The organism is Streptomyces sp. NPDC057424 (assembly GCF_042803315.1).
Taxonomy (GTDB): Bacteria; Actinomycetota; Actinomycetes; order Streptomycetales; family Streptomycetaceae; genus Streptomyces.
This window is the reverse complement of record NZ_JBHVCP010000020.1, coordinates 41028-63462: the sequence shown is the minus strand read 5'-3', so window position 1 is coordinate 63462 and position 22435 is coordinate 41028. Positions and strand designations below refer to the sequence as shown.

General features: G+C 70.0%; 15 protein-coding genes and 2 pseudogenes. 10 read left to right on the top strand and 7 right to left on the bottom strand.

The features are described from left to right. The first annotated feature begins 487 nt into the window (after positions 1–487). Together ACFU3E_RS18325 and ACFU3E_RS18320 are read left to right on the top strand one after the other, a co-directional pair. On the top strand, positions 488–1159 hold the full coding sequence (locus tag ACFU3E_RS18325) for a response regulator (RefSeq protein ID WP_384158714.1): 672 nt from the start codon (positions 488–490) through the stop codon (positions 1157–1159). Then, positions 1156–2274: a sensor histidine kinase gene (locus ACFU3E_RS18320; RefSeq protein ID WP_384158711.1), complete on the top strand. Its 1119-nt coding sequence runs from the start codon at positions 1156–1158 to the stop codon at positions 2272–2274. The genes ACFU3E_RS18325 and ACFU3E_RS18320 overlap by 4 nt, the downstream gene beginning before the upstream one ends. A gap of 762 nt (positions 2275–3036) precedes the next feature. Here the strand turns inward: ACFU3E_RS18320 and ACFU3E_RS18315 are convergent. Next, the gene (locus tag ACFU3E_RS18315) at positions 3037–4821 is read right to left on the bottom strand and encodes an ABC transporter ATP-binding protein (protein ID WP_384158708.1); all 1785 of its coding nucleotides are present in this window, start codon (positions 4819–4821) and stop codon (positions 3037–3039) included. A 613-nt stretch (positions 4822–5434) separates the two neighbouring features. Here ACFU3E_RS18315 and ACFU3E_RS18310 point away from each other — a divergent pair. Together ACFU3E_RS18310 and ACFU3E_RS18305 are read left to right on the top strand one after the other, a co-directional pair. Further along, positions 5435–6604, top strand: coding sequence for a DUF418 domain-containing protein (locus ACFU3E_RS18310; protein WP_384158705.1), 1170 nt, complete (start codon positions 5435–5437; stop codon positions 6602–6604). Positions 6605–7043: 439 nt separating this feature from the next. Then, positions 7044–9497 carry a SpoIIE family protein phosphatase gene (locus ACFU3E_RS18305; protein WP_384158702.1) on the top strand — a complete coding sequence of 818 codons (2454 nt, stop codon included), beginning with the start codon at positions 7044–7046 and terminating at the stop codon, positions 9495–9497. Positions 9498–10256: 759 nt separating this feature from the next. Here ACFU3E_RS18305 and ACFU3E_RS18300 read toward each other — a convergent pair. From ACFU3E_RS18300 to ACFU3E_RS18290, 3 genes are all read right to left on the bottom strand, one after another. Continuing rightward, the gene (locus ACFU3E_RS18300; RefSeq protein ID WP_384158833.1) at positions 10257–11930 is read right to left on the bottom strand and encodes a CocE/NonD family hydrolase; all 1674 of its coding nucleotides are present in this window, start codon (positions 11928–11930) and stop codon (positions 10257–10259) included. Positions 11931–12043: 113 nt separating this feature from the next. Next, positions 12044–12922: an alpha/beta fold hydrolase gene (locus tag ACFU3E_RS18295; protein ID WP_384158700.1), complete on the bottom strand. Its 879-nt coding sequence runs from the start codon at positions 12920–12922 to the stop codon at positions 12044–12046. A 535-nt stretch (positions 12923–13457) separates the two neighbouring features. Beyond that, positions 13458–14027: a TetR/AcrR family transcriptional regulator gene (locus ACFU3E_RS18290; protein ID WP_384158697.1), complete on the bottom strand. Its 570-nt coding sequence runs from the start codon at positions 14025–14027 to the stop codon at positions 13458–13460. A 268-nt stretch (positions 14028–14295) separates the two neighbouring features. Between ACFU3E_RS18290 and ACFU3E_RS18285 the strand changes: the two genes are divergently transcribed. From ACFU3E_RS18285 to ACFU3E_RS18275, 3 genes and pseudogenes are all read left to right on the top strand, one after another. Further along, entirely contained in the window at positions 14296–14544 is a 249-nt protein-coding gene (locus tag ACFU3E_RS18285) for a transposase (protein WP_384158694.1), read from the top strand. A gap of 215 nt (positions 14545–14759) precedes the next feature. After that, positions 14760–15164: a hypothetical protein gene (locus ACFU3E_RS18280; RefSeq protein ID WP_384158691.1), complete on the top strand. Its 405-nt coding sequence runs from the start codon at positions 14760–14762 to the stop codon at positions 15162–15164. A 135-nt stretch (positions 15165–15299) separates the two neighbouring features. After that, a pseudogene (locus tag ACFU3E_RS18275) lies at positions 15300–15404 on the top strand (IS5/IS1182 family transposase); the annotation flags it as partial. On the opposite strand, the pseudogene ACFU3E_RS18270 reads toward ACFU3E_RS18275, so the two are convergent. The 3 genes and pseudogenes from ACFU3E_RS18270 to ACFU3E_RS18260 all read right to left on the bottom strand — a co-directional run. Next, a pseudogene (locus ACFU3E_RS18270) lies at positions 15400–15561 on the bottom strand (transposase); the annotation flags it as partial. The pseudogenes ACFU3E_RS18275 and ACFU3E_RS18270 overlap by 5 nt on opposite strands. A gap of 380 nt (positions 15562–15941) precedes the next feature. Then, on the bottom strand, positions 15942–16787 hold the full coding sequence (locus ACFU3E_RS18265) for an IS5 family transposase (RefSeq protein ID WP_384158688.1): 846 nt from the start codon (positions 16785–16787) through the stop codon (positions 15942–15944). 218 nt (positions 16788–17005) lie between these two features. Beyond that, positions 17006–17509 (bottom strand): N-acetyltransferase, encoded by a 504-nt coding sequence (locus tag ACFU3E_RS18260; RefSeq protein ID WP_384158685.1) that lies wholly within the window; start codon positions 17507–17509, stop codon positions 17006–17008. A gap of 475 nt (positions 17510–17984) precedes the next feature. On the opposite strand from ACFU3E_RS18260, the gene ACFU3E_RS18255 reads away from it, so the two are divergent. From ACFU3E_RS18255 to ACFU3E_RS18245, 3 genes are all read left to right on the top strand, one after another. After that, the gene (locus ACFU3E_RS18255) at positions 17985–18377 is read left to right on the top strand and encodes a hypothetical protein (RefSeq protein WP_384158682.1); all 393 of its coding nucleotides are present in this window, start codon (positions 17985–17987) and stop codon (positions 18375–18377) included. A 6-nt stretch (positions 18378–18383) separates the two neighbouring features. Next, positions 18384–19358 carry a hypothetical protein gene (locus tag ACFU3E_RS18250; RefSeq protein WP_384158679.1) on the top strand — a complete coding sequence of 325 codons (975 nt, stop codon included), beginning with the start codon at positions 18384–18386 and terminating at the stop codon, positions 19356–19358. A 346-nt stretch (positions 19359–19704) separates the two neighbouring features. Further along, positions 19705–22416 carry an SDR family NAD(P)-dependent oxidoreductase gene (locus ACFU3E_RS18245; protein WP_384158676.1) on the top strand — a complete coding sequence of 904 codons (2712 nt, stop codon included), beginning with the start codon at positions 19705–19707 and terminating at the stop codon, positions 22414–22416. Positions 22417–22435: the final 19 nt, after the last annotated feature.

The following is a 22435-nucleotide window of genomic DNA, read 5'->3' as shown; positions in this document are numbered from 1 at the left end:
TTACCCGATCGCCTTCCGCCCGGCGGCCACCCACGCACACGCGTTCCCGCGGGTCAGCGCACCCTTCCTCGCCGGTTTCAACGCCACCGGCGGCAGTTCCGGTGCGGGTGGCGGAGCCCCGTCGCACCCCGGGGCGGGACCCACATGGACCGCGTACATACCGAATGCAGCCAGGCCTCCGGGCCAGGTCCAGTCCGACCAGCCTGCCCACGCCGGGCGTGCCCGGCGTGGGCTCACCGCGTCTCGTGTGCAGAGGATGGTGCGTCGGCCGGCGGGGAGTCTGCGCGCTGTGTCATGGCTCTCACACTGGAGACCGGGCGAGCCCGCGGAGTATCCGGCAGAAGACTGCCGTGCCCCTGCCGACTGGAGGGCGATACCCCGCCGGGTGGCTGGAGCTGCCATCCGAGACGCTGCAGGGACGCTCCGGGGCTTTAGGGTCGAGGCGGTATGAGCCGGGCGGTAGGCGCGAAGGTGAGGCGGAGCACACGTGATCCGGGTAGTGGTGGTGGACGACGAGGCCTTGGTGCGGTCGGGCTTCGGGCTCATTCTGGGCGCGTCCGAGGACATCGAGGTCGTCGCGACAGCGGGCGGCGGCGATGCCGTGGCGACCGTCCGGCGGGAGCGGCCCGACGTGGTGCTGCTGGACATCCGGATGCCGGACGTCGACGGACTCACCGTCCTGCGCGAGCTGCGGACGATGCCGGACGCTCCGGTGGTGGCGATGCTGACCACGTTCGACGCCGACGAGTACATCCTGACCGCGCTGCACTGCGGCGCGGCCGGTTTCCTGCTCAAGGACACCGAGCCGGAGCAGCTCGCCCACCTGGTGCGCACCCTGGCCGCGGGCGGTGTGGTGCTGTCCCCCAAGGCGTCGCGGACCCTGCTGCACAGCCACCCCGGCACCGAGGCCGCCGTCGACGAGGAGGCGGCCCGCGTCCGGCTGCTCACCGCCCGCGAGCGCGACGTCCTCGTCCTGGCGGCCGAGGGGTTGTCGAACGCCGACATCGGGGCGCGCATCCACCTCGGTGCCGGCACAGTCAAGGACCACGTCAGCGCGATCCTCACCAAGCTGCGGGTGACCAGCCGGGTGCAGGCAGCACTGCTGGCTCAGCGGGCCGGACTGCTCGACGAGCACCCGCGATCGGCGGCCGCACCATGAGCCGGGCACGCGATCTGTGGGAGCGGGTGCCCGCGCCGGTCGTCGACATCGTCCTGGTGGCGGTGGCGGCCGTGGACGTATGGCTCACCATGTGGGACCACACGCACCTCGGCGTCGCGCTGGCCACGCTCGGCTGCGCCGCGTTGGCCTTCCGGCGCAGATTCCCGCTCGGCGTCTTCCTGCTCACCCTGCCCATCGCACTGACGCAGCCAGTCGCCCTCGCCCCGCTCATGGCGCTGTTCACGCTGGCCGAACGCTCCCGCAGCCGTCCCCTCCTCGCGGGATGCGTCGCCCTGACCGCCGTGGCAAGCAGCGCTCCGTGGCCCCTGGCCAGTTTCGCCGAGGTCGGCCGGACCATGACGCTGATCGACTTCGTGTACAGCCTGGCCACCGCTGCCGCCCCGGTCCTCTTCGGGCAACTCCTCCAGGCACACCGGGACTTGGCGCGGCGGTTGGCCGAGATCGAGGAGGCCAGGGAGCACGAGCGGGCTCTGCACGCGCAGGCCGTGCTCGCCCGCGAACGCGCCCAGCTGGCCCGCGAGATGCACGACGTGGTCTCCCACCAGGTCAGCCTGATCGCCGTCCAGGCCGGAGCCATGCAGGTCGCCGCCAAGGACCCGAACGCCCAAGAGGCCGCCCGTACGATCCGTTCGCTGAGCGTCACCACGCTGGACGAACTGCGCACCATGGTCACGCTTCTGCGCGCCTCCGGCGGCGAAGCCACCGAGCTGACGCCACAGCCCACCCTGGCCGATCTGCACAAACTCGTGGAATCCAGCGGCACTCACGCAGAGCTGAAGGGTGAACTGCCGCCCACCGTGAGCACACCCGCCCAACGGGCCCTCTACCGCACGGTCCAGGAAGCGCTGACCAACGTCCGCAAGCACTCCCCCGGCGCGACCGCCCGCGTCGAGCTGTGGCAGGACGGCGACCACGTCGGAGTGACCGTCACCAACACCCCGCCCACGCGTCCCTCCCTGTCCCTCCCCGGATCACAGCACGGTTTGGTCGGCCTGCGAGAACGGGCCGACATCCTGCACGGCACCCTGGAGACCGGCTCGACCACGGAAGGCGGCTACCGGGTGCTTCTGCGGGTTCCCCTCAGCGCGGACTGACCGACCAGGACCTCACGCCGGCCCAGTCGGTTTGTGCCGGCTCACCAGACCCGCCGCTCGGGCTCCGTGCGGCCCGCTTCGGGGGCCTTCTGCAGACGTGTGGCCTCGACGTCCGGTCGGCAGGACGCGCCCGGTGGCTTGAGGTCTCTCCTCGACCGAGCCGGGCGACGACACCGCACCTCCGCGGACGCCGGTCACCCCTGCGCGGCCGGCGCCAAGAAGGGCGGGATGGGCGCTTGGCCCCGCCCGGCCTGCGCGCCCGTCCAGCTCCCGTCCTGACCGTGCCCGGTGTCGCCTGCGGGCTCGCCGACGGCCCCGGCCTCCCGTCAGCGCCTGACGGAGGCCGGCCAGGGCCGATGCGCGGCTCAGCGACATCGGTCCCGCCCTCCGCACCGCATGAGTGACTGTAGCCGCGTTACTTCAGCAGTGTGCTGACCAAGGCGACGGCCACTCCCGAGAGCGCGTCGGCACAGCCGATTCTGACGGCTCGTCCCCATGTGCGGCCTGGAGCCCGGGAGGCCGGCAGACCCCGCACAGCAGCAGGGGACGGTGTTGATTCCGAAGGCGATGTATTCGATGCTCTCGGAACGCCACCAGCCAGGGCCCGCACAGGACCCCAGTCCCACACCGCATATCTGTGAGGGGCGGCGGACTCGGTGTGATGCGGGGCCTTTCACGGTCATGGTTTTTCGTTGGTGTCGGCGCGTGGTTGTCCGGCCGGAACGGGGCAATGGACGGCCGGACAACCCTGCGTGTGGTGGGTCATCGCGAGGGGGTCAGGAGCTGGGTGGCCGCCAGCTGGGCGTACAGCTGGTCCTGGGCCACCAGTTCCCCGTGGGTGCCCACGGCCCTCACTCGTCCGGCGTCCATGACGACGATCCGGTCGGCGCCTGTCACCGTCGACAGGCGGTGGGCCACCACCAGCACGGTGGTCTCGCGGGCCACCTCCGCGACGACGTCCCGCAGCGCCAGCTCGTTGACGGCGTCGAGCTGCGAGGTCGCCTCGTCCAACAGCAGCAGCCGGGACCGCCGCAGCAGGGCGCGGGCGATCGCGATGCGCTGCCGCTCGCCGCCCGACAACTTCGAGCCGCGGTGTCCGACCGGGGTGTCCAGGCCGTGGGGCAGGCGCTCGACGAGGGTGTCGAGCTTGGTCCGGGCCAGAACGTCGCGGATGTCGTCGTCCGTCGCGCGGGGCGCAGCGAAGACGAGGTTCTCTCGCAGCGTGCCGGCCAGCACCGGAGCGTCCTGCTCCACGTACCCGATGGCAGACCGCAGCTCGGACAGGGACCAGTCCCGTACGTCCTTGCCGTCGACCAGGACCCGGCCGCTGGTGGCCTCGTAGAACCGCTCGACGAGCGCGAACACCGTCGACTTGCCCGCACCGGAGGGACCGACGAAGGCCGTCATCCCGGCGCCCGGTACCTCGAAACTCACCTGCTGATGGATGTACGACTGGCCCGGGCGGTAGCGGAAGGACACGTCCTCGAAACGGACCGACGCCGGGCCCGATACCGCTCCCCGCTGCCTGGGCAGGGCGCCCTGCTGCCGGGTCGGCTCCGTCGACAGGCGTTCCACCTGCGCGATCCGGGAGATCGCGGCTGCCCCCTCCTGATAATGGGACACGGCGTCGACCAGCTTGGACACCGGCTCGATCAGGTAGAAGAGGTACAGCAGGAAGGCGATGAGGGTGGACACGGGGATCTCCCCGGAGGCCACACGCGCCCCGCCGACCGCGAGCACCGCGAGAAACGCCAGCTGTACGGCGAGTTCGTCCGCCGAGCCTGCCACGGACTCCCACTTCGCGCTCTTCACGCCGTGCCGCCAGGCCCGTCGTGCCGCCGCCTCCACCCGGGCGGTCTCCCGCTCCTCTGCGCCGGACGCCTTCACCGTGCGAAACGCCCCGAAGACCCGTTCCAGTGCGATGGATATCTCCCCGACTGCCTCCTGAGAGCGCTCGGTGGCGCGGGCGATCTTCGGCATCACCAGCGCGGCGGCTCCGCCGACCAGCACGACCACGCCGAGCGTCACACCCAGCAGCACGATGTCGAGGAACGCCATCATCACGATCGCCGCCACGAAGGCCACCGCGCCGGTGGCCGCGGAGACGACCGCCTGGGTGCTGACCGCCCGCAACAGCGTGGTGTCCGAGGTGACCCGGGACATCAGGTCACCCGGCGGGATCCGCTCCCACTCCGCGATCCGCAGCCGCAGCAACCGCCCCACAAGGGTGCGCCTCGCGGCCAGGACCACCGACTCCGCCGTCCGCTCCAGCACATACGCGCCGAACGCTTCGACCGCCGTGCCCAGCACCACCAGCGCGGTGAGCGCGATCAGGATCCCGGCGATGGTCTCACCCGTCGCCAGCCGGTCCACCAGTGTCTTGGTGGCCAGTGGCTGCAGCAGTCCCCCGGCGGCCCCGGCCAGGGCGCACAGCAGGCCGAGGGCGACGGCCCACCGGTGCGGGCGGACATAGGCGCACAGGGCCTTGACGGTCTCTCGGGCGGACAGGGAGGTTTCATCCGTCGTCGGGGCGGATGCGGTGTTCACGATGTTCCTCTTCTTCTGCGGTCTGCCGGGCGCCGCATCAGCGGGCCGGCGCACCAGGGCGTGAGCAGGTGCCGGCTCAGGTGACGGGTCCGGCTGGCCTCGCGGCAAGGGTGTGCACCAAGGCTTCGGAGAATTCAGAGCGGATGACGAACAGGACGAAGGCGCCCGCCGCCGGCCTCAGGCCCAGGGACTCCAGAAACGCGCCCCCGCCAGGCATGACCTCCCGCCGGCCCGGTACCTCGGCCGATGACCCGAGGAAGTCCCCGGGCTCCTTGTGTCGCGCACGGTGAGTCATGCCTCCAGCCTGGAAGCCCGGCCGCCTCGCGCCCATCCGGCAACTGTCGGGCCCACTCCCGCCGAGTGGCTGTAGAACCGCCGTCCGGTCGCGCCGGACCGTCGGGAGGAGGCCCCACCGGTCGGCGGGGCCGTTACCCGCCGACCGGCGGGGCCGTTACCGAAGCCTGCCGGATGGTCCGCCCTCGGACGTCCACGCGAGATTCTCCGTATGACAAAGTCGCAGCCGCTGCAGGAGACGTCAGCTCCGCAGGAGAACTCGCCTCCGCAGCCCCGAACCCCGCCCGATTCCGCCGTACCGGCCTCGCCCGGTCCTTCGATGGGACGCCTCGTCGGGGTGGACCTGGCCCGCGCGCTGGCGGTGTTCGGCATGTACGTCGTGCACATCGGTCCCCCGCTGTCGGCCACGGACGGCGTCGCCAGCTGGATCCGGTACATGGCGGACGGTCACTCGTCGGTCCTGTTCGCCACCCTCGCCGGGTTCTCCCTGATGCTGCTCGCCGGTCGCCGGGAGCCGAAGACCGGCCTGGCGGGCCGGCAGGCGAAGGCCAGGATCGCGATCCGCGCCGTGGTCCTGCTCGCGCTGGGCACCGCGATGGCCATGGAGTACGGCGGAGTGATCATCCTCGGCTTCTACGGGGTCTACTTCCTGCTCGCCCTGCCCTTGGTGCGCCTGCGGGCCAAGACCCTCGCGATCACCGCGGCGGTACTGGCCCTCGTTACACCACAGCTGTTGTTCGCCCTGAACTCGGTGCTGAACGAGCCGGTCCAGCAGAGCATCAACGCCTACGACCCGCTTCGCCGGCTCAGCGACGTGGGAGTGCTCGATCTGCTGCTCACCGGCTTCTACCCGACGATCACGTGGATATCGTTCGTGGTCGCCGGTATGGCGCTGGCCCGCCTCGACCTCTCCCGGACCGCCGTCCAGCGGCGCCTGGCCGCGCTCGGCGCCGCCCTCACCGTGGCCGCGTACGGCATGTCCTTGCTGCTGGCCGGCAAGACCGCGCTGAACAGTCTGGCGGAAGGCGGGCCCTCGTCCGGTGGCTCCGGGTCGATGTCCGGTGGCTCCGGTTCGATGCCCCCCGGCGGTGGGTCCTTCGAGCCCGAGGCATCGATGCTCCTGACGGCCGGGCCCCACAGCGGCACCACGTTCGACATCATCGGCAGCGTGGGGATCGCGATCCTCGTGATCGTGGGCGCGACGGTGGCGATGGACCGCCTGCCGCTACTGCGCCGCCTGGCGAAACCGGTCATCGCCGTGGGCACCATGTCCCTGACGGCCTACGTCGGCCACTTCGTCGCACAGTCCGTGCTGTCCGGGCCCGGCGGGCTCAGCGGGCCCGGCAGCACCCAGCAGTCCTGGATGCCGCTGCTCATGTACATCCTCGGGGCGATCGTGTTCGCCGCGATCTGGTCCCGCTTCTTTCGCCGCGGCCCCCTGGAGTACCTGCTCAACGCCGCCACCAAGCCGGCGAAGCACATCCGATGAGGCCCGGCCGGGGTGGCTCGACCGCCGCGTCCCACCCCGGCCTGGACCGCTCATGGATCCCGCAGGCGCATTCTCCCTGCGAGCTTCCACCCGTAAGCCTGGATCGTCGCCGAAAGGTGCACCGAGAGCCGCACGGCCCACGGCCCACGGCCCACAGCACCCACGTTCGCACTGTTCACGTGCACGTTGCCCATGGCAGGGCACCACACGTCCCTCAACGGCGGTCAGGTCAGCCGCGCGATCGTGGTCTCGGTCGTCGGCCCGGCCGATGCTGTCGAGCGGGGACGCGCAGGCCCCGGCCTCGGTCGCTCCGGGACCTGGCACCCCGAAGCGCACCAGCCGGAGCGCCGTGGAGCGGGGGCCGATCTAGGCTGGAAGCAGCCGCTGGAAACCAGCCCCGACGGGCACGGCAATCCGGACGGAGGCGTGGCACGTGGAGATGGCCGACAAGCAGGATGCCCCCACTGCCGCTGTCGTGGTGGGCCCGGACGGCATGGTGAGCGGCTGGAGTGAGGGGGGCCGGCTGCTGCTGGGCTGGACGGCGGAGGACACCGTCGGGCGCCCCGTCACCGACCTGCTGGTCGATCCCCCGCCACCCGGCTTCCCCGAGGGCTACGGCGCCGGTCCCGACCCGACGGGGTTCATCCTCCTACGCCACCGGGACGGTTCCACTGTGGACGCCGTGGTGACGTCCCACCCGCTGCTCGGACCCGACGAGCGGACACTGGGCCACGTGGTGACCATCCAGCGTTGGGGACGCCGTCCGGTGATCGCCGACCGGGCATTCGAGCAGTCTCCCTTCGCTCTGGGCGCCTACGACCCTGAGCTGCGGTTCCTGTGGATCAACGCCTCCTCGGGCCGGGTGATCGCGCACTCCGAGGAGCAAGTGCTCGGCAAGAAGTACCGCGAGGTGCTTCCCGAATTCGACCGCACGCTGTTTCCCGAAAGGGACGACAAGCCCTACACCGACGCGCTCGCCGAAGTGGCGAGGACGGGCGAGCCCACGCGTCTCATCACCGTCTTCCGCCCGCGCGGCAGCGACTACGCCAACGCCTGGGCCACCAGCATCTGGCCTGTCCGGGACGCCGAGGGCAGGGTCCGCGCGATCGCCAACTGGGGATTCGACATGAGCGCCGAGTACTGGGCTCGGCAACGCCTGCTCATCCTCAACAAGGCCAGCGGCGGCATCGGCCGGACACTCGACGTGATCGGCACCGCCCAGGAACTGGCCATGACCCCGGTGCCGGGATTCGTCGACCTCGTCAGCGTGGACCTCTTCGACGAGGTGCTGCGCGGTGAGGAACCGCCCTCAGGATCCCCGTTCGCCCCCGGCGAGACCATCAGGCTCAGCCGTGCCGCCGAGCACAGCACGAAGGTGGCCGCCGACCAGGCTCCGGGGGCCACGACACCGGTCACGCACGCGCCCGGTTCCGTCGCCGCCCGCTGCATGGCCGCCGGCAGGTCCACGGTCGAGCTCGCCGCTGAGCCCGGCCAGGGCGGCGAGTGGGCCTTCGGGCCCGGACTCGCCGCCGACCCGGCCCACTGGCCACCGGGCAACCCGGTGATCGACGAGTCCATCGCCGCGGACGGGCTGACCGGCCGGATCACCGTGCCGCTCCGGGCGCGCGGCGCGCTGCTCGGCGTCGTCGCCTTCTCCCGCCTCGACCGGCCCGAGGCCTTCACCGCCGACGACTTGATCCTCGCCGAGGAGTTGACCGCCAAGGCAGCCGTCGCCATCGACAACGCCCGCCGGTACTCGCGCGAGCGCACCACCGCGCTGACCCTGCAACGCACCCTGCTGCCGCAAGGGCTGCCGAAGCAGGAGGCGGTCGAGGTGGCCTCCCGCTACCTGCCCGGCGGGACCGGTACGGAAGTGGGCGGTGACTGGTTCGACGTCATTCCGCTGTCCGGCGCCCGGGTCGCCCTGGTCGTCGGCGATGTCGTCGGTCACGGACTGCACGCCTCGGCCAGCATGGGCAGGCTGCGCACGGCGGTACGCACCCTCGCCGACGTCGATCTCCCACCGGACGAACTCCTGACCCACCTGGACGACCTGGTCCTCCACCTCGCCAGCGACCTCCAGCCCACCGGCCACTTCCAGCCGACCGGCGAGACCGGGGCCACCTGCCTTTACACCGTCTACGACCCGGTCTCCCGGCACCTCACGCTGGCGAGCGCCGGCCACCCCCTGCCGCTGATCATCTCCCAGGACGGCACCCGGCCCCCGGTACCCGTCCATCCGGGACCGCCGCTCGGCATCGGTGGGCTGCCTTTCGAGGCCACCGAGCTCGAACTGCCGGAGGGCAGCCTGCTCGCCCTGTACACCGACGGACTGGTGGAAAGCCGCGAGCTCGACGTCGACCAGCGGACCGCCGAACTGCAGCGAGCCTTGAACCACTCAACCGCCTCGCTGGAGGCCCTGTGCGACACGGTGATGGACGCCATGCTTCCCCAACGCCGCACCGACGACGCCGCCCTGCTGCTCGTTCGCACCCACGCGCTGGATCCCCACCACGTCGCCGACTGGGACGTCGAGCCCGACACCGCGCAGGTGCCGCGCGCCAGGAAGCTCGCCGTCGACCAGGTGGACGCCTGGGGCCTGGAGGAGGCGTCCTTCGTCACCGAACTGGTCGTCAGCGAACTCGTCACCAACGCCATCAGATACGGCGAGCCGCCCATCAGGCTGCGGCTGATTCGCAACACCTCCCTGATCTGCGAGGTCTCCGACGCCAGCAACACCGCCCCGCATCTGCGCCGGGCCCGCGCCTTCGACGAGGGCGGCCGGGGCCTGTTGCTCGTCGCCCAGCTCACCCAGGGGTGGGGCACCCGGCATACCACCGATGGCAAGACGATCTGGTGCGCGCAGCCCCTCCCTCAGCCTGAGCGGCACTGAGTCAAAGCCCACGGACGATCTCCTCCTGCGACCGATCCCGGTGAAGTCACACTCCGTAGTCAGCCCCCGGTCGCTGCACGCGGCCCGCCCGCGCCAGCCGTCCACATCGACGAGTGCGTCACCGTCGCGGACGCCGCGCCTCGTACGACCCTCGGGCACACCTTCCGTGGTAGCTCGGGGTTGCGACACCATCGCGAGCACCGAGGAGGCCCTGTTGTCCCGGTCTTGCCCGTCGCTGCCGGTCGCGTCCAACTCCCGCGTGTCGTCCTGTGATTGCCTCACGCATCGGTTCGGGAATGCGGGCGACCGTCCGAACAGGGTGGCGGTGTGTCCGTCGGACACGACGGATGAACAGTGGGCGGTGGTGCGTGACGCGCTGCCCGTCCCGGCGTGGCTGGAGGGCCGGGGCGGGCAGCCGGAGGGCTACTGCCCCCGGCAGTGAAGTTCGGTGGCCACCTCTGGCATCAGATCGAGCAGGCGGGCCACTCGTGGCCCCTTGGCCCAGGCCCTCGGTGCCGTACTCGACCGGATGGCCGCCGCCTCCCGATCCGGCCGCGTCAAAACAGGCCGGCCGAGCGGAACCTGGTCGGTCTGCCGACCGAGGAATCTTCACCGCGGCGTTTGCCGAGGGGCAGGCGCCCGTGGGAGGTCATCGCCTCCGCCGCAGGATGCCTGCCGCCCCTCGACCGAGCCGACATGGCTACTTCGGCGCCCTTGCCCACCGGAGCAACGGTCGGCGGGCTCTCCCCTCGCTCCCGGTCAGGCTGGAGGCACCACGGGCAGGACGATGCGGGACGGCCGGGCGGGATCGTGGAAGACCTGCTGGTGCGCCACCCGGGCCGTGGTGGCGGTTTCCTCGGGCTCGCCCGTGTTGAGGTTGCGGTCCCAGCGGGGGAAGTTACTGGAGGTGACCTGGACCCGTATCCGGTGCCCTGTCCGGAAGACGAGGCTGGTCGACCATAGGTCCACGACGTGTTCGGCCGCCTCGCCCGGTGTCGCCGCACGCACCCGCACGATGCCGTCGGTCACATTGCGCGAGACCCCGTCCTCGTCGACGTCGCACAGGCGCGCCACCCAGTCGGTCGAGGGCCCGTCCGTGGCCGCGAAGAGCACCACCCGGACACGGCCGGTCACTTCCAGGTCCTCGGCGAGCGGTTCCGTGGTGAAGACCAGGACGTCCTCGCGCGCCTCTACGGCCGTCTGGTCGAGCGGCCCGGCACGGAACTCGTCGGTCATCAGGAGGGCACCACCGGTGGTCGGCGCCGGATCCACGGGGTCGTAGGCGAACTCCTCGGGCTGCTCGGCGGTGGACGGCGACTGCTGCGTCAGGCGTCCGCCGGCGCGCAGGTGGAAGTCGGTGTCCACGGCCCGGGTCAGGGGCCATTCCGCCTCCTCTCGCCACTGGTTGACGCCCATGACGAACAGCAACACCTGACCCGTGTCCGGCTCAACAGCTCCGCCGTCGCCTCCGCTGAGGATGCGCTGGAACCAGCCGAACTGCATGTCGTGCACACGCCCTCGCATGCCCATGTACTCGGAGTGCGCGCTGAACCCGAAGTTGACGTCACCGACCACGTGCTGCCAGTTGGTGTGAGTCCACGGACCCATGATCAGCGTGGCTGACCGGCCGGCACGGCGCATGGCGGCGAAGTTGTCGAGCGTGCCCTGGCTGAAGATGTCGTACCAGCCGCCCAGTTGGAAGGTGGGTAGGTCGACCTCGTCGTGCCGGCCCGCGACAGTGCAGGATCGCGCCCATTCGGGCTCCCTTCGGGAACGCTCGTAGCCGATCTCGGGGAGGTCGTGCCGGGCGAAGGCGGGAAACCGGCCGGCGGGCAGCTCCCCGTAACCGCCACTCGCCAAGCAGTCGAAGTCCCGCACGAGCCCGGTGATGCCGTTCACCAGCCCGTCGAGGTCGGTGCGGTGACGGCGCATCAGGGTGTCGGCGCCCTGCAGGAGCGACCACGGCGCGGTGATGCCGAGCTCGATCGCACCACCACGCGAGAACAACCCGTCCTCCGGATCGGACCACGTGATCAACGGAGCGATCGCCTTCAGCTCCGGCGGCTTCGACAGTGCCGCCATCCACTGGGTGTTGCCGAAGTAGCTGCCGCCGATCATGCCCACAGAGCCGTTCGAGCCGGGAAGCCCGGCGGCCCACCGCACCGTGTCGTACCCGTCGCTCTCCTCGTACGTCCACGGCTCCCACTCCCCCTCGGAGGCGAACCGGCCACGGGTGTCCTGGATGACCACCAGGAAGCCGCGCCGAGCCGCTGCAAGGGGATCGAGCAGGACGGTCATCATGGGCGTCTGCTTGCCGTACGGCAGCCGGGCCAGCAACACCGGCCACGGCCCCGCGCCGCCGGGCCGGTAGACATCGGCGCGCAGCACGGTGCCGTCACGCATCTCCGCCGGAACATCGAACTCGATCTGCATCTCCGCCACGCGCTGCTCCTTTGCACGCCACGACGCTGTCAGGCACATGGTCGAACCTGGTCCCCGTCCCGCACTACACCCGAACGGGGGTGACTACGGCGGTCCCGGGACAGTCACGCCACCGCGTTCAGCAGGTCGGCCAGCAGGTCGGGCCGTTCCAAGGCGATGAAGTGGCCTGCTCCCGGCACCTGCGTGAAATCGGCGGCCGGCAGCAGCTCCTTGTCGGCTTGCCGGTCCGATGGCCGCGACCAGTCCTTCTCCCCGTAGACGAGGTGGACGGGTGCCTTGACCTCGGGGTAGCGCGAGCGGGCGGCGATGAGACTGGGCAGGCTCTGGTACACGGCCCGGGCAACGCTCGGGTAGCCGGGGCGGCGGCCCACCTGGAGGAGTTCGTCGACGTAGTCCTCCCGCAGCGCGGTCCTGTCGACCAGCCCGCCCTGCAGGATCCTGCGGAAGGCGGCCTTGGGCTCCACCCCGGCGACCACCGGGCCCACCCCCGGAGTCAGGGCACCGCCGACCACCACACGGGCGAGAAGGCTGGACCGGGCGATACCGCCGCGGAAGTCGTACGAGTTCACCGCGACGACGCGCCGGACCCGCTCGGGCAGGTCGGCCGCGGTGGTCAGGGCGAGCACCGCCCCCATGGACTCCCCGACCAGGGTCACGTCGTGGAGGTCGAGTTCGGTCAGGAGCCGCTTGACGCCCGCGCGCATGGCCGGCTCGTCGTACGACGCACCGGGCACGATCTCGGAGTAGCCCATCCCCGGCAGGTCGAGGGCATACACGGTGTACTGGTCCGCGATCAGTGGGATGAGGGAGCGGAAGTGCTCGGCTTGGGTGCGCACGGTGTGCAGCAGGACCAGAGGAGCGCCGGTGCCCGCCTTGAGGTAGCGCAGGGTCCCCTCGTCGCTGCGGTGTCCTGCGCGCGGGGCGATGGTGTGGCTGGTGGTTCCCGGGATGTGAATCGTGGGACGTGGCTCTGGGCTGGGCATCTCGCTAGCTTCCCTTTGTGTGAACTGCTGCGGACGGGTGATTCGGACAGAGCCCGCCCGAAGGGGGCATGACCACGGACCAGCCCTTGGACTCATTGAGAAACCGACCGGTTTCCGCCATCGTAAACCGATCGGTTTCCAAGGGCAAGGCTGAGCTTGCCATCCGCAGCAATAGGGTCAGCGCACAGGAGAGACGCGAGAGTGTCATGCGGACAGCGGTCGCCGATTCCGCACTCAAGGGCCACTACGGCACGTCCGAACGCTCCAGCTCCAGCTGTAGGGCTGCGCTGCCGTTGCCAGCCACCGAGGCCAAGGGTGATGCGGCCAAGCGGTCCGGGCCGACCGGATGAGGCCCTGGGAAAACGCGTACCTACCGTTGGGCGCTGATGCCGACGAGACCACGGCCTTCCTGGCGCGCGGCACGCCCGTCAGCACCCTTACGGCCACCGCGCTCCCCTCGATTGCGGGGAATCAGGGGCGGCAGCCATCGGCCCGAGGAGGGCACGGTCACGGCGCCTGCTCGAAAGGGGACGCGTCAGCGCATGCCCGCCGCATCGAGCAGGGTGGTCACGGTGGGCGTGACGAGCCCCGTCAGATTGTCGGCTCCGACCCCCGCGCGGGCACTGGCGCCGTCGAAGACCAGGCTGAGCTGCCGGGCCAGCAGGTCGGGATGACTTGCCCCGCCCCGTTCGGCCTCGGCACGGAAGAAGGCGGTCAGATTCCCTTTGACCCGGTGGGCCACCTGGCTCGCAGGGTGGCTCTGGTCTTTGAGCTCGATCTGAGCAGCCAGGTACCGACACCCCTGGAAGTCGGGCGCACCCGCCTGCTCCTCCAACTGGTCGAAGACATGCAGGATCCGCTCACGGGGCGAACGGCCGTCGTCCGCCGCCGGCAGGAGCCCGGCCGCGAAGGCGGAGGCGCGCTCCCCCAGGCTCGCCGCCAGCAGCACATCCTTGCTCTCGAACAGCTGGTACAGGGAACGCTTCGACACCCCCGCCGCCTTGCACAGCGCCTCGACGCCGATGCCGACACCGTCTCGGTAGGTAAGCGTGGCCGCCGCCTCCAGCAGCCGCTCTCTGGTACTTGGCTTCACTTCGGTGGCCATACCGCGAGGTTAACTTGATGCGGACAAAATGAAAACCGGTCGGTTTACGGCACCTTGCCGGGGCGATCTCGCGCCGCCCACGGGCCGAGCGGGCATGTGAGTACAGTTCCGCTCCGCCGGGACGGCGGTCTTCTCGGCTTCTTCCGGACGGGGACGCGGTGCAGCCCCTGGCGGCCACCCGTCACCCCCGAAGCCGGAGAGTGCGGCCGCGACGAGACGACGGTCATCCTCACCCGGCCCCTGACCAGGCCCGCGCCCACTGGGCGCCGTGGTAGAGGATCTCTGCCGCAGCGGCTTCGAACTCCGGAAGGGCGCGCGCGAAGGGTCGTGGCCGACCCCGGCGTCCAGCGAACGATTGGGCCGCCGTCGGTGGGTGATCGAGCGGACCATCTCCTGGCTGTCCGGCTACCGCCGACTCAGCCCTCGCTGTGAACGCAATCCACGCAACTACCTGGCCTTTCTCGGCCTCGCCGCAGCCCTCTGCTGCTATAGGCGGTACGTCCGCCTCACCACATAGGACACCGTCCTACTATGCCGGTGAGCGACGACTACGGGTCACCCCGCTGTAGCTGGTGGCCGACCCTTCGGGGCAGCCGCTCTTCCGGTACCTGCCCTGTAACTTTCCAGGGTCCCTCTGGAGCCTTCGCAGGGGAACATGTGCATGGCCAACATGGCACGAAGAGACTCGTCAGCTGTGGCTCGGCCACGCTACGCCATGGGAAGGACCCGCCTATGCGCATCAAACGCGAAGGCCTCATCAGGCAACCCGTCCGCCGGCGCTGGCTTCAGGCGCTCGCCACCTGCGCGGCGGCTGCCGCAATCACCGTGGGCTTGTCGCCGCAACCCGCCGCAGCCGTATCGCTCGTCTTCATCAAACACGGAAGCGACACCGGTGAGCTTCTCACCAACGGCGACAGGATCGTGTGCGACAAGGAGGCGGACGGCCGTGCGGTCTATGTTGAGGTGAAGTCTGAACACAACGGGTTGGTAAAAACCACCGACTCGGGCGGCTCTGACGGCGTCTGCGCCAAGAACAGCTCCAGCTGGCAGCTCGACCCCGACTACATCGAGTGGATGAGGGTGTGCGAGAAAATCAACAACTGGCCCGACGACTGTACCGACAAACACTATCTGTGAACCGGCGGTTGGTGATTCCAGTGCATGCTGGAACGGTGTAATGCTGATGCACGTAAGTCGAGACGCCACCACAGAAATTATGGGACAGCCCTCAAAGCGTGTTGCAGAAGACCGTGATCAGGGCATATCCCTGGTATACGTGGGGCGTTGAGGGCTGATCCGCTGCGGATGAAGCAGTTCGAGCGGTTGCTGAAGGTGGTGCGGGAGCGGGGTGGCGACGGGCCGCGAATCGGCCGTCCGTCAGGTCAGGCCAGGGCACCCCGGTCCGGGCCCGGAACAGCACCCCGTTGATCACCCTGCGGTGATCCGCCCACTGCCCGCCCGGTTTGCCGTTGCCGGGCAGGAGGGGCTCGATCTTCTGCCACTGCGCGTCCGTGAGTTCGTGTCGCCGCACCATACGGGCGTCCTGCCCGGCCAACCACGAGATCCACCCAGCCCACCAAGAGCCATCGGAAACGGCCTAGCAGCCTCGGCTGCCGAGACCACCGCCGGGACCGAGGCCGAGGAGAAAGCGGTGCTGTCGCTCGCGCCGGTGCCGGGCTCGACGGTGCCGCCCTGGCGGGAAGGGCTGCCGGTGACGGTTCTGGCGCCGGACTATCAGTGCGTTCTGGGCGTGCTGGAACAGCAGCGATCCACGGGTCACGGACCGCTTCGGGCCAAGGAGATCGCGGCGGAGCTGGGCCTTGACGCGACGCCGGCGAAGGTCGAAGGGTCTGCGGTCGAAAGCCCGGCGCCTGGCGGAGCGCGGGTGGCTCCTCCTGGAGGCGTCGGGGGCGTTCAGTGCCGGCCGACGGACCGTGGCCGTCCCAGACACCGGCTCATCCGCATGACCACCGGACCATCCCCTCGCTCGTGGCGGGCAGGGTCTCGTAGTCCCGGGCCAGACGGCGGGAGTTCATCAGCCACGCGAACGTGCGCTCGGCCACCCAGCGCCTGGACAGCACCCACGGATCCTGCCATGTCGTCGGTGCGCTTGACGATCTCCAAGGTCAGGGCGAGTTTGTCCCGGCACCAGCCGACAAGGGGTCCGGTGTAGCCGCGGTCGGCCCACACGAGGGTGATGTCGCGGTGCAGACGGCGCAGCCGGATCAGCAGGCCCGCCGCGACGTCCCGGTCGCCGACGTTCGCGGCGGTGACCGCGACGGCCAGGAGCAGGCCGAGGGTGCCGGTCACGATGTGCCGCTTGCGGCCCGGCACCTTCCTCCCGCCGTCGTAGCCGCGTGAGGCGGCCTGCACCGTCGCGGCGGCCCGCACCGACTGCGCGTCGATGATCCCCGCAGTGGGCTCGGCCTCGCGGCCCTCGCGCTCACGGAACGTCCCGCGCAGCCGGTCGTGGAACTCGGCGATCAGCCCGTGCTCGCGCCGGCGGCGGAAGAATGCGTAGACCCGGGCCCGGGCGGGGAAGTCGGCGGGCATCGCCCGCCATGAGATCCCGCCCGCGACCAGGTAGCGGATCGCGTCCAACAGCTGCCGGTGGCAGTAGCCCTCGAGTCGTCCACCCCGCCCCCTGCAACCACAGGCCGGCACCGGCAGCAACGGCCGGACGGCCGCCCACTCCGTGTCCGTCATGTCCGACGGATGCCGGCGCACCCGGTCCGGATGGTCGGCCGCGTTGCCGTACACGTGCGCGAGGCAATCGCACGACACTGCGGGCGAGTTGAAGTCAACGTGGCTCGGGCACGTACAACAAGGACAGCAAGGCCTCCGGGAACCACTCGGAATGGGATCGCACCCCCGAGCTACCAGGAGGCCCTGCTTTCCCGCGCGGAAGCCGCCGCAGTCACCCGATCGAGACTGCCGTTCGATCGACAGCCTTCGAAATCGGTACGTGCAACAACCACTTACATGTCGGGATGCTCCGGCAGGGCGAGCCAGTCCGACCAGGAGATCTCGCGGCCGAGGAAGCGCGGCTGCTCGAACGGCCAGTCGGCGGCGATCCACTGCGGCACCAGCGCATCGAGGGCCTGCTCGACCTTGCTGCCCACCAGCTCGTCCACCACCCACCAGGAGATCTCGCCGTCCGCGCCGGCCCTCTCCGGTGGGTCGATGTAGACACAGCCGAGCAGAGCAGTCTCCGCCGCGTCGAACAGCGCGTAGTTGAAGGACTGGTGTGCGGCGATCTCCTTCTCGTGCCGCAACAGGTCGGCCTGGTCGGCCTCGTAGGTCATGGTGGCCGCGGGCCAGCCCCAGGCCGGGCCGAAGATGGTCCACAGCCGCTCGCGCGAACCCATCACAGCCGGATAGTCGAGCGGGGTGTCCGCCTCCCGGATCGGCCGCAGGTGATGACCACCGCCCGGCAGCGGTACCAGGACGGGGTGGACGAAGTCATCGGGAAGCCAGCTCATGGCGCCCGACCGTAGCAGCGCGCGGCCGTCCGCTCCCCTGGATTTTCCCCGCATACCGCCAGGCCCTGCCCTCAATACTGGGCAGGGCCCGCGATCACCCGATCGAGACTCCCGTTCGATCGACGGACTCCATGATCGGTATGGCAACGGCTTCTCACGCCTTCAGGTGAACTTTGAGGGCTGTAACGTTCTTTCGTCCGATCTTGGAGGGGTTGTAGGCAATTCTGGCGGCCCTCCGACGGAAGGCTTGCTCATGCGGCGTCGTGCTGTGATGGCCACTGCTCTGGTTTCCCTGTCCGCCGTTGCCGTGTCTGCGGCTGTGGCGGCGGGACCTGTGATGCCTGTTGCCGGAACGGTCACCTGGTGTTTGTCTTCCGCGGCTGCTCAGCATCTGGCGGCTGACGGAGTCGTGGTGTCGGCTGCTGCTCCGGCTGTGCTCGACTCTTCAGGGGCGGCCCCGTGTGTGCAGTGGCCGATGAAGGGCGAGATCAGTCTCGACCTGACTGAGGGGTCCTGGACTGCGGGTGGTGGCATGACTTTCACCAGGGCCTCGGATGGGCACAGTCTGCGTTTCACCGGGGCGCGCGGTGACTTGGCGCGGCGCTCGATGTCAGTGGATGCCGCTGTCGGAGATGGAGCGGCGCACTCTGTTGATCTCTCGACGTACGAGCTCGACATGACGAAGATGACGGTCACCATGCCGTCTCTGAACTCTCCTGGTTCGGTTGAGGGCAAGCCGTTCGACACGATGCTGACGCAGGAGGGTGCGGCGGTGTTCTCCCAGGCGTTCGGTGCGTCGCCGGTTGGCCCTGGGGACAGCGTGGCCACGGTCGCGGGCCGTGTCGATGTAGTGCCGGCTTTGGGCTGAGCCCGGATGCTGGTGGAGTCTGGCGTGGGGCCTGCCTGTCCTGGCTTCCCGGGTGATGTCCGGGCTGAGAATGTCAGCGCCGCGGTGCTGGCGTGGGCGCGGGATCTGAGACTGGTTGCCGGCGCTTTTGAGGAGAAGCGTCTGGTGGCCATGCGGCTGGGTGAATTCGCCGGCCTGACCGTGCCGGGGGCGAGCGACTGCGATCTGGAACTGACGGCCCAGTGGGCGGCGTTCATCTGCTTGGTCGACGACCGGTTCGACCGCAGCCGGGTCGATGTCCATCCAGAGGAAGTCGCGTCGCTGTTCAACCGGTTGCTGGACGTGATCACCGGTGGCGGCACGGCCGAATCGGGCTGTGGGACGGAGCAGGCTCTGGATGACCTGTGGCGGCGTACGGCCCCGCGGATGTCCACACCGTGGCGGGAGAGGTTCGTTGCCGACTACCGCGACTTCGCCCTGGCCACGCGTGAAGAGGCCGCCGACCGCGCAGACCGGGTCCGGCTGGGGCTCAGTGATCACGCCCTGCGGCGTCGTCGGACCATTACCGCCCTGCCCATGGCAGACATCCTGGAGTGCACCGCCGGCGCGCCCTGGCCCGGCCTCCTCGGCGGGGAAGACCTCATGAGGGCTTTGCGGCTGGCTGCGGCTGACGTGGCCGGCTGGACCAATGACCTGGTCTCGGCCGAGGACGACCTGCGGGAGGACCGCGACAACCTGGTGACCGTGCTGAGTCGTGAGCGCGGCTGCTCCCTGTCCTCGGCACGCGAGCAGGTCACGACCATGCGAAACGACCGAGTCAGGGATTTCCACGCGCTTGCCGACTCGTTGACCGCAAAGGCCGCTCCCGGAACCGAGCGGGACGGAGTACGGCGCTACGTGACGGCCCTCGGCTCCTTCGTGGCCGCGACGCTGCACTGGCTTGGCGTCACCCATCGCTTCGACGCCCGCTGGTCGTTTGGGCGCCCCGTTCTAGGTGACTGATCTCGTTCGCCCGCCCCCTGCCGATCCGCGCTCCACCGTGTTTCCCGTGCTCTCAAGGACTGTCCTGCCGATGAGACTCCCTGCCGCCGAGCACCTCCTCCCGGCCTGGCCGTCGTCGCGCTGCCCCGCAGTGCTGCCCGCCGGACGCAGGCGTCTTTTGGCACACTTGCTGAACCGAGTGGGAGCGGACGGTGCCGTGCACGACTCCTGCCGAAGCCGGGTCCTTGAATCCGCGCTCGCCCTGGCACTGGTGGAGCGGTGCGGGTCGGGCCACCGCGATGCACGTGACCGCATGGTGCGTTACCTGGAGTGCCACCGAGCCGGCCGGGATCTGATGGACGCGGCTGTGGCCGCTACCGTCCTGGGCCGGAGCACCGGGCACCCGGCGCGTCACCAGGTCCTCGAGGGCATCGTCAGCCGGGTCCCGGACTTCACCGGACCTCGCAAACGCGACTTGGTCCACGCGCTCTTCACCATGCTCGGCGCAGCTTCCGCCTATGACGACCCCTCTCCCCATGCCTTCGATGTGAGCGCGCTGCATCCCTGGGCTGCTGTGCAGGCCGTCGCCGTGAAGGCGATCCTGGGCCGGGCGGCAGGCAGAGCGCCGACCGGCCGGGACGATGTCACCCTGCTGGTCTCCACCCAGCGCCCGGGAACGGTGTGGGAGGGAAACCTCTTCATCCACCTGTCAGTTCTGCACGCCCTGGTGGACGTGCCCGGCATGGAGAGCGTCGTCGACGCCGGTCTACGCACCGCTCTCACGCACCAGCGGGAGGACGGCGGCCTGCCCTTCGTCACGGACACCGACACGTGGTGCACAGTCACCGCGGGCCTTGCCCTGGGCAGCGCCGGCGCACCGCGCGAAGTACTGCACCGCATCGCCCGGCACCTTGTGCACGTTCAGCACGCGCACGGCGGCTGGTCCTACACCGGCCAGGCTCGGCTCCCCGACACGGACTGCAGTACGGTCGCGATCGAATTCCTGCATCATCTGGACCCGGATGCCTACCGCGACCCGATCCGGCGCGCCCTGAACGCCCTGGTCGCGGTCCGCGGCGCCGACGGCGGATTCCCCACCTACGGATCAGGCACTCCCTCCGAGGCGTGTATGACCGCCGCCGCGATCAGCGCGCTCAGCACCCAAGGCCGCCACCCTCACCTCATCCAGGCTGCGCTGCGTCTTCTCGCCGACCGCCAGATGCCTGACGGCTCCTTTCCCCCCGGTTGGAGCAGCAGCCGCCTGCACACTCTCTTCAGGGCATATCTCGCCACTCGCGCCCACCGCCGGCGGTCCCCTCCGGCCGTCCATGACATGAGCAGTCCGATCGTCGGCCTGGTGCAGAGCGCACAGAACGAAGCCGGCGGCTTCGGACAGCAGAGCGGCGCCCCGAGCGATGCCATCAGCACCGCCTATGCCCTGATCATCCTGGCCGGACAGCTCGCCCCCGCTCCCGCTGCGCGCGCCACCTGCTGCCTGCTCGCCCCGCAGCGTCCCGACGGCAGCATCATCTCCGTTCCCGACATGGTCGGCCCGCGTCCTTTCCCGTATCACGTCCCCTTGTTGGCCGACGCGTTCACTCTGCTCGCCCTGGGCCACCTCACCCATCGAATCCCGCCGTCACGCGTCGTCAGGCCGGGCCGCCGGCACAGCGGTGCGCAACTCCGCCGAAAGGACAGCCCCATTAACCCATTTCGCTCCAAGCCGGCCTCCCCTTCCCTGCCCGGGCGCGTATGCCTGGTCACCGGAGGCGCAGCTGGCATCGGCTGGGCCCTGACCCGCGCCTTGGCCGCAGCCGCGGCCCACGTGTACGTGTGCGACAACTCCCAGGCGAGCCTCGACCGAGCCGCTGCTGACCTCACCCAGCTGCCAGGGACGCCCTCCGTCACGTTCGCCCATGTCGACGTGACCGACCGCACCGCCCTGGAGGAGTGGATCGTCAAGGTCCACACCGAACACGGGCGCATCGACGTCCTGGTCCACAACGCCGCCTACATCCACTGGGCGGACGTCGAAGAGATGACCACCGAGCAGGCCCAGTTGTCCATGCGCACCGCGTACGACGCTTTGGTCTGCTCCGTCAAAGCAGTGCTGCCGCTGATGCGGGCGGGCGGCGGTGGGCAGATCGTGGCGATGGGCTCGGCAGCAGGACGGATCTTCGTCAAAGGACCATCGGCGGCCTACGCCGCGGCGAAGGCCGCCGTCGAGGCGTACACCGAGATGCTGCGCATGGAACTGGCCGGCTCCAACATCGGCGTGACCCTGGTGCGTCCGGCCACCGTCGTTGGCACCGACTTCTTCAAGGTCCACGTCCCTTCGGCCCGCATGCCGAGGATCGCCGACTTCCTGCCGCCCACCACACCGGAGAAGGTCGCTGCCGCGACCGTTGAGGCGATCAGCAGCCGCCGGCCGGCCGTCGACATTCCCGGCTATCTGCCGTCGTTCTACCGCGCCTACGCCATGGCTCCCGAGCTCACCCGCAGGGCCGCCGCAACCGGTGGCAACGCCCGACGCGACTATGCCGCCGGGCACCCCGCAGACGTCTCGACAGCGCAGCCCGAGCCCATCCGAACCAGCGGCATCCACCGGGACGGGCTCATCGCCCGCGCCCTGAAGAAGGCAGGGGGGAACGCCCACTTCGTGCACGTGATGTCTCATATTGCGCCGGGCGTCGACCGGGCGGCTCACCGCCTCAGCGGGGGCCGGATGCTCCTCATGCCCGCCACGCTGCCCTCCCTGATGCTCACCACCATCGGCCGCCGCAGCGGCCAGCCTCGTCAGACCCCCCTGTTGTGCCACCTCGAAGCAGACGGAAGCCACCTCGTCGTCGACACAAACTTCGGCCGCCCCTCGATTCCCGCCTGGTCCCACAACCTCATCGCCACACCCCGAGCAAGCGTGACCCGCCGCGGAAGCACGCTGCCGGTGACCGCCACCCTCCTGGACGGGACCGCGCGAGCCGCCGCCTGGGAGCACCTCGTCGAAGTCTGGCCCGCCTACGTCTCCTTCGCCCAGCGTTCGGGACGCCGCTTGCGGATCTTCCGGCTCACGCCGGCCTGACCCCATTCGCCTCACCGAA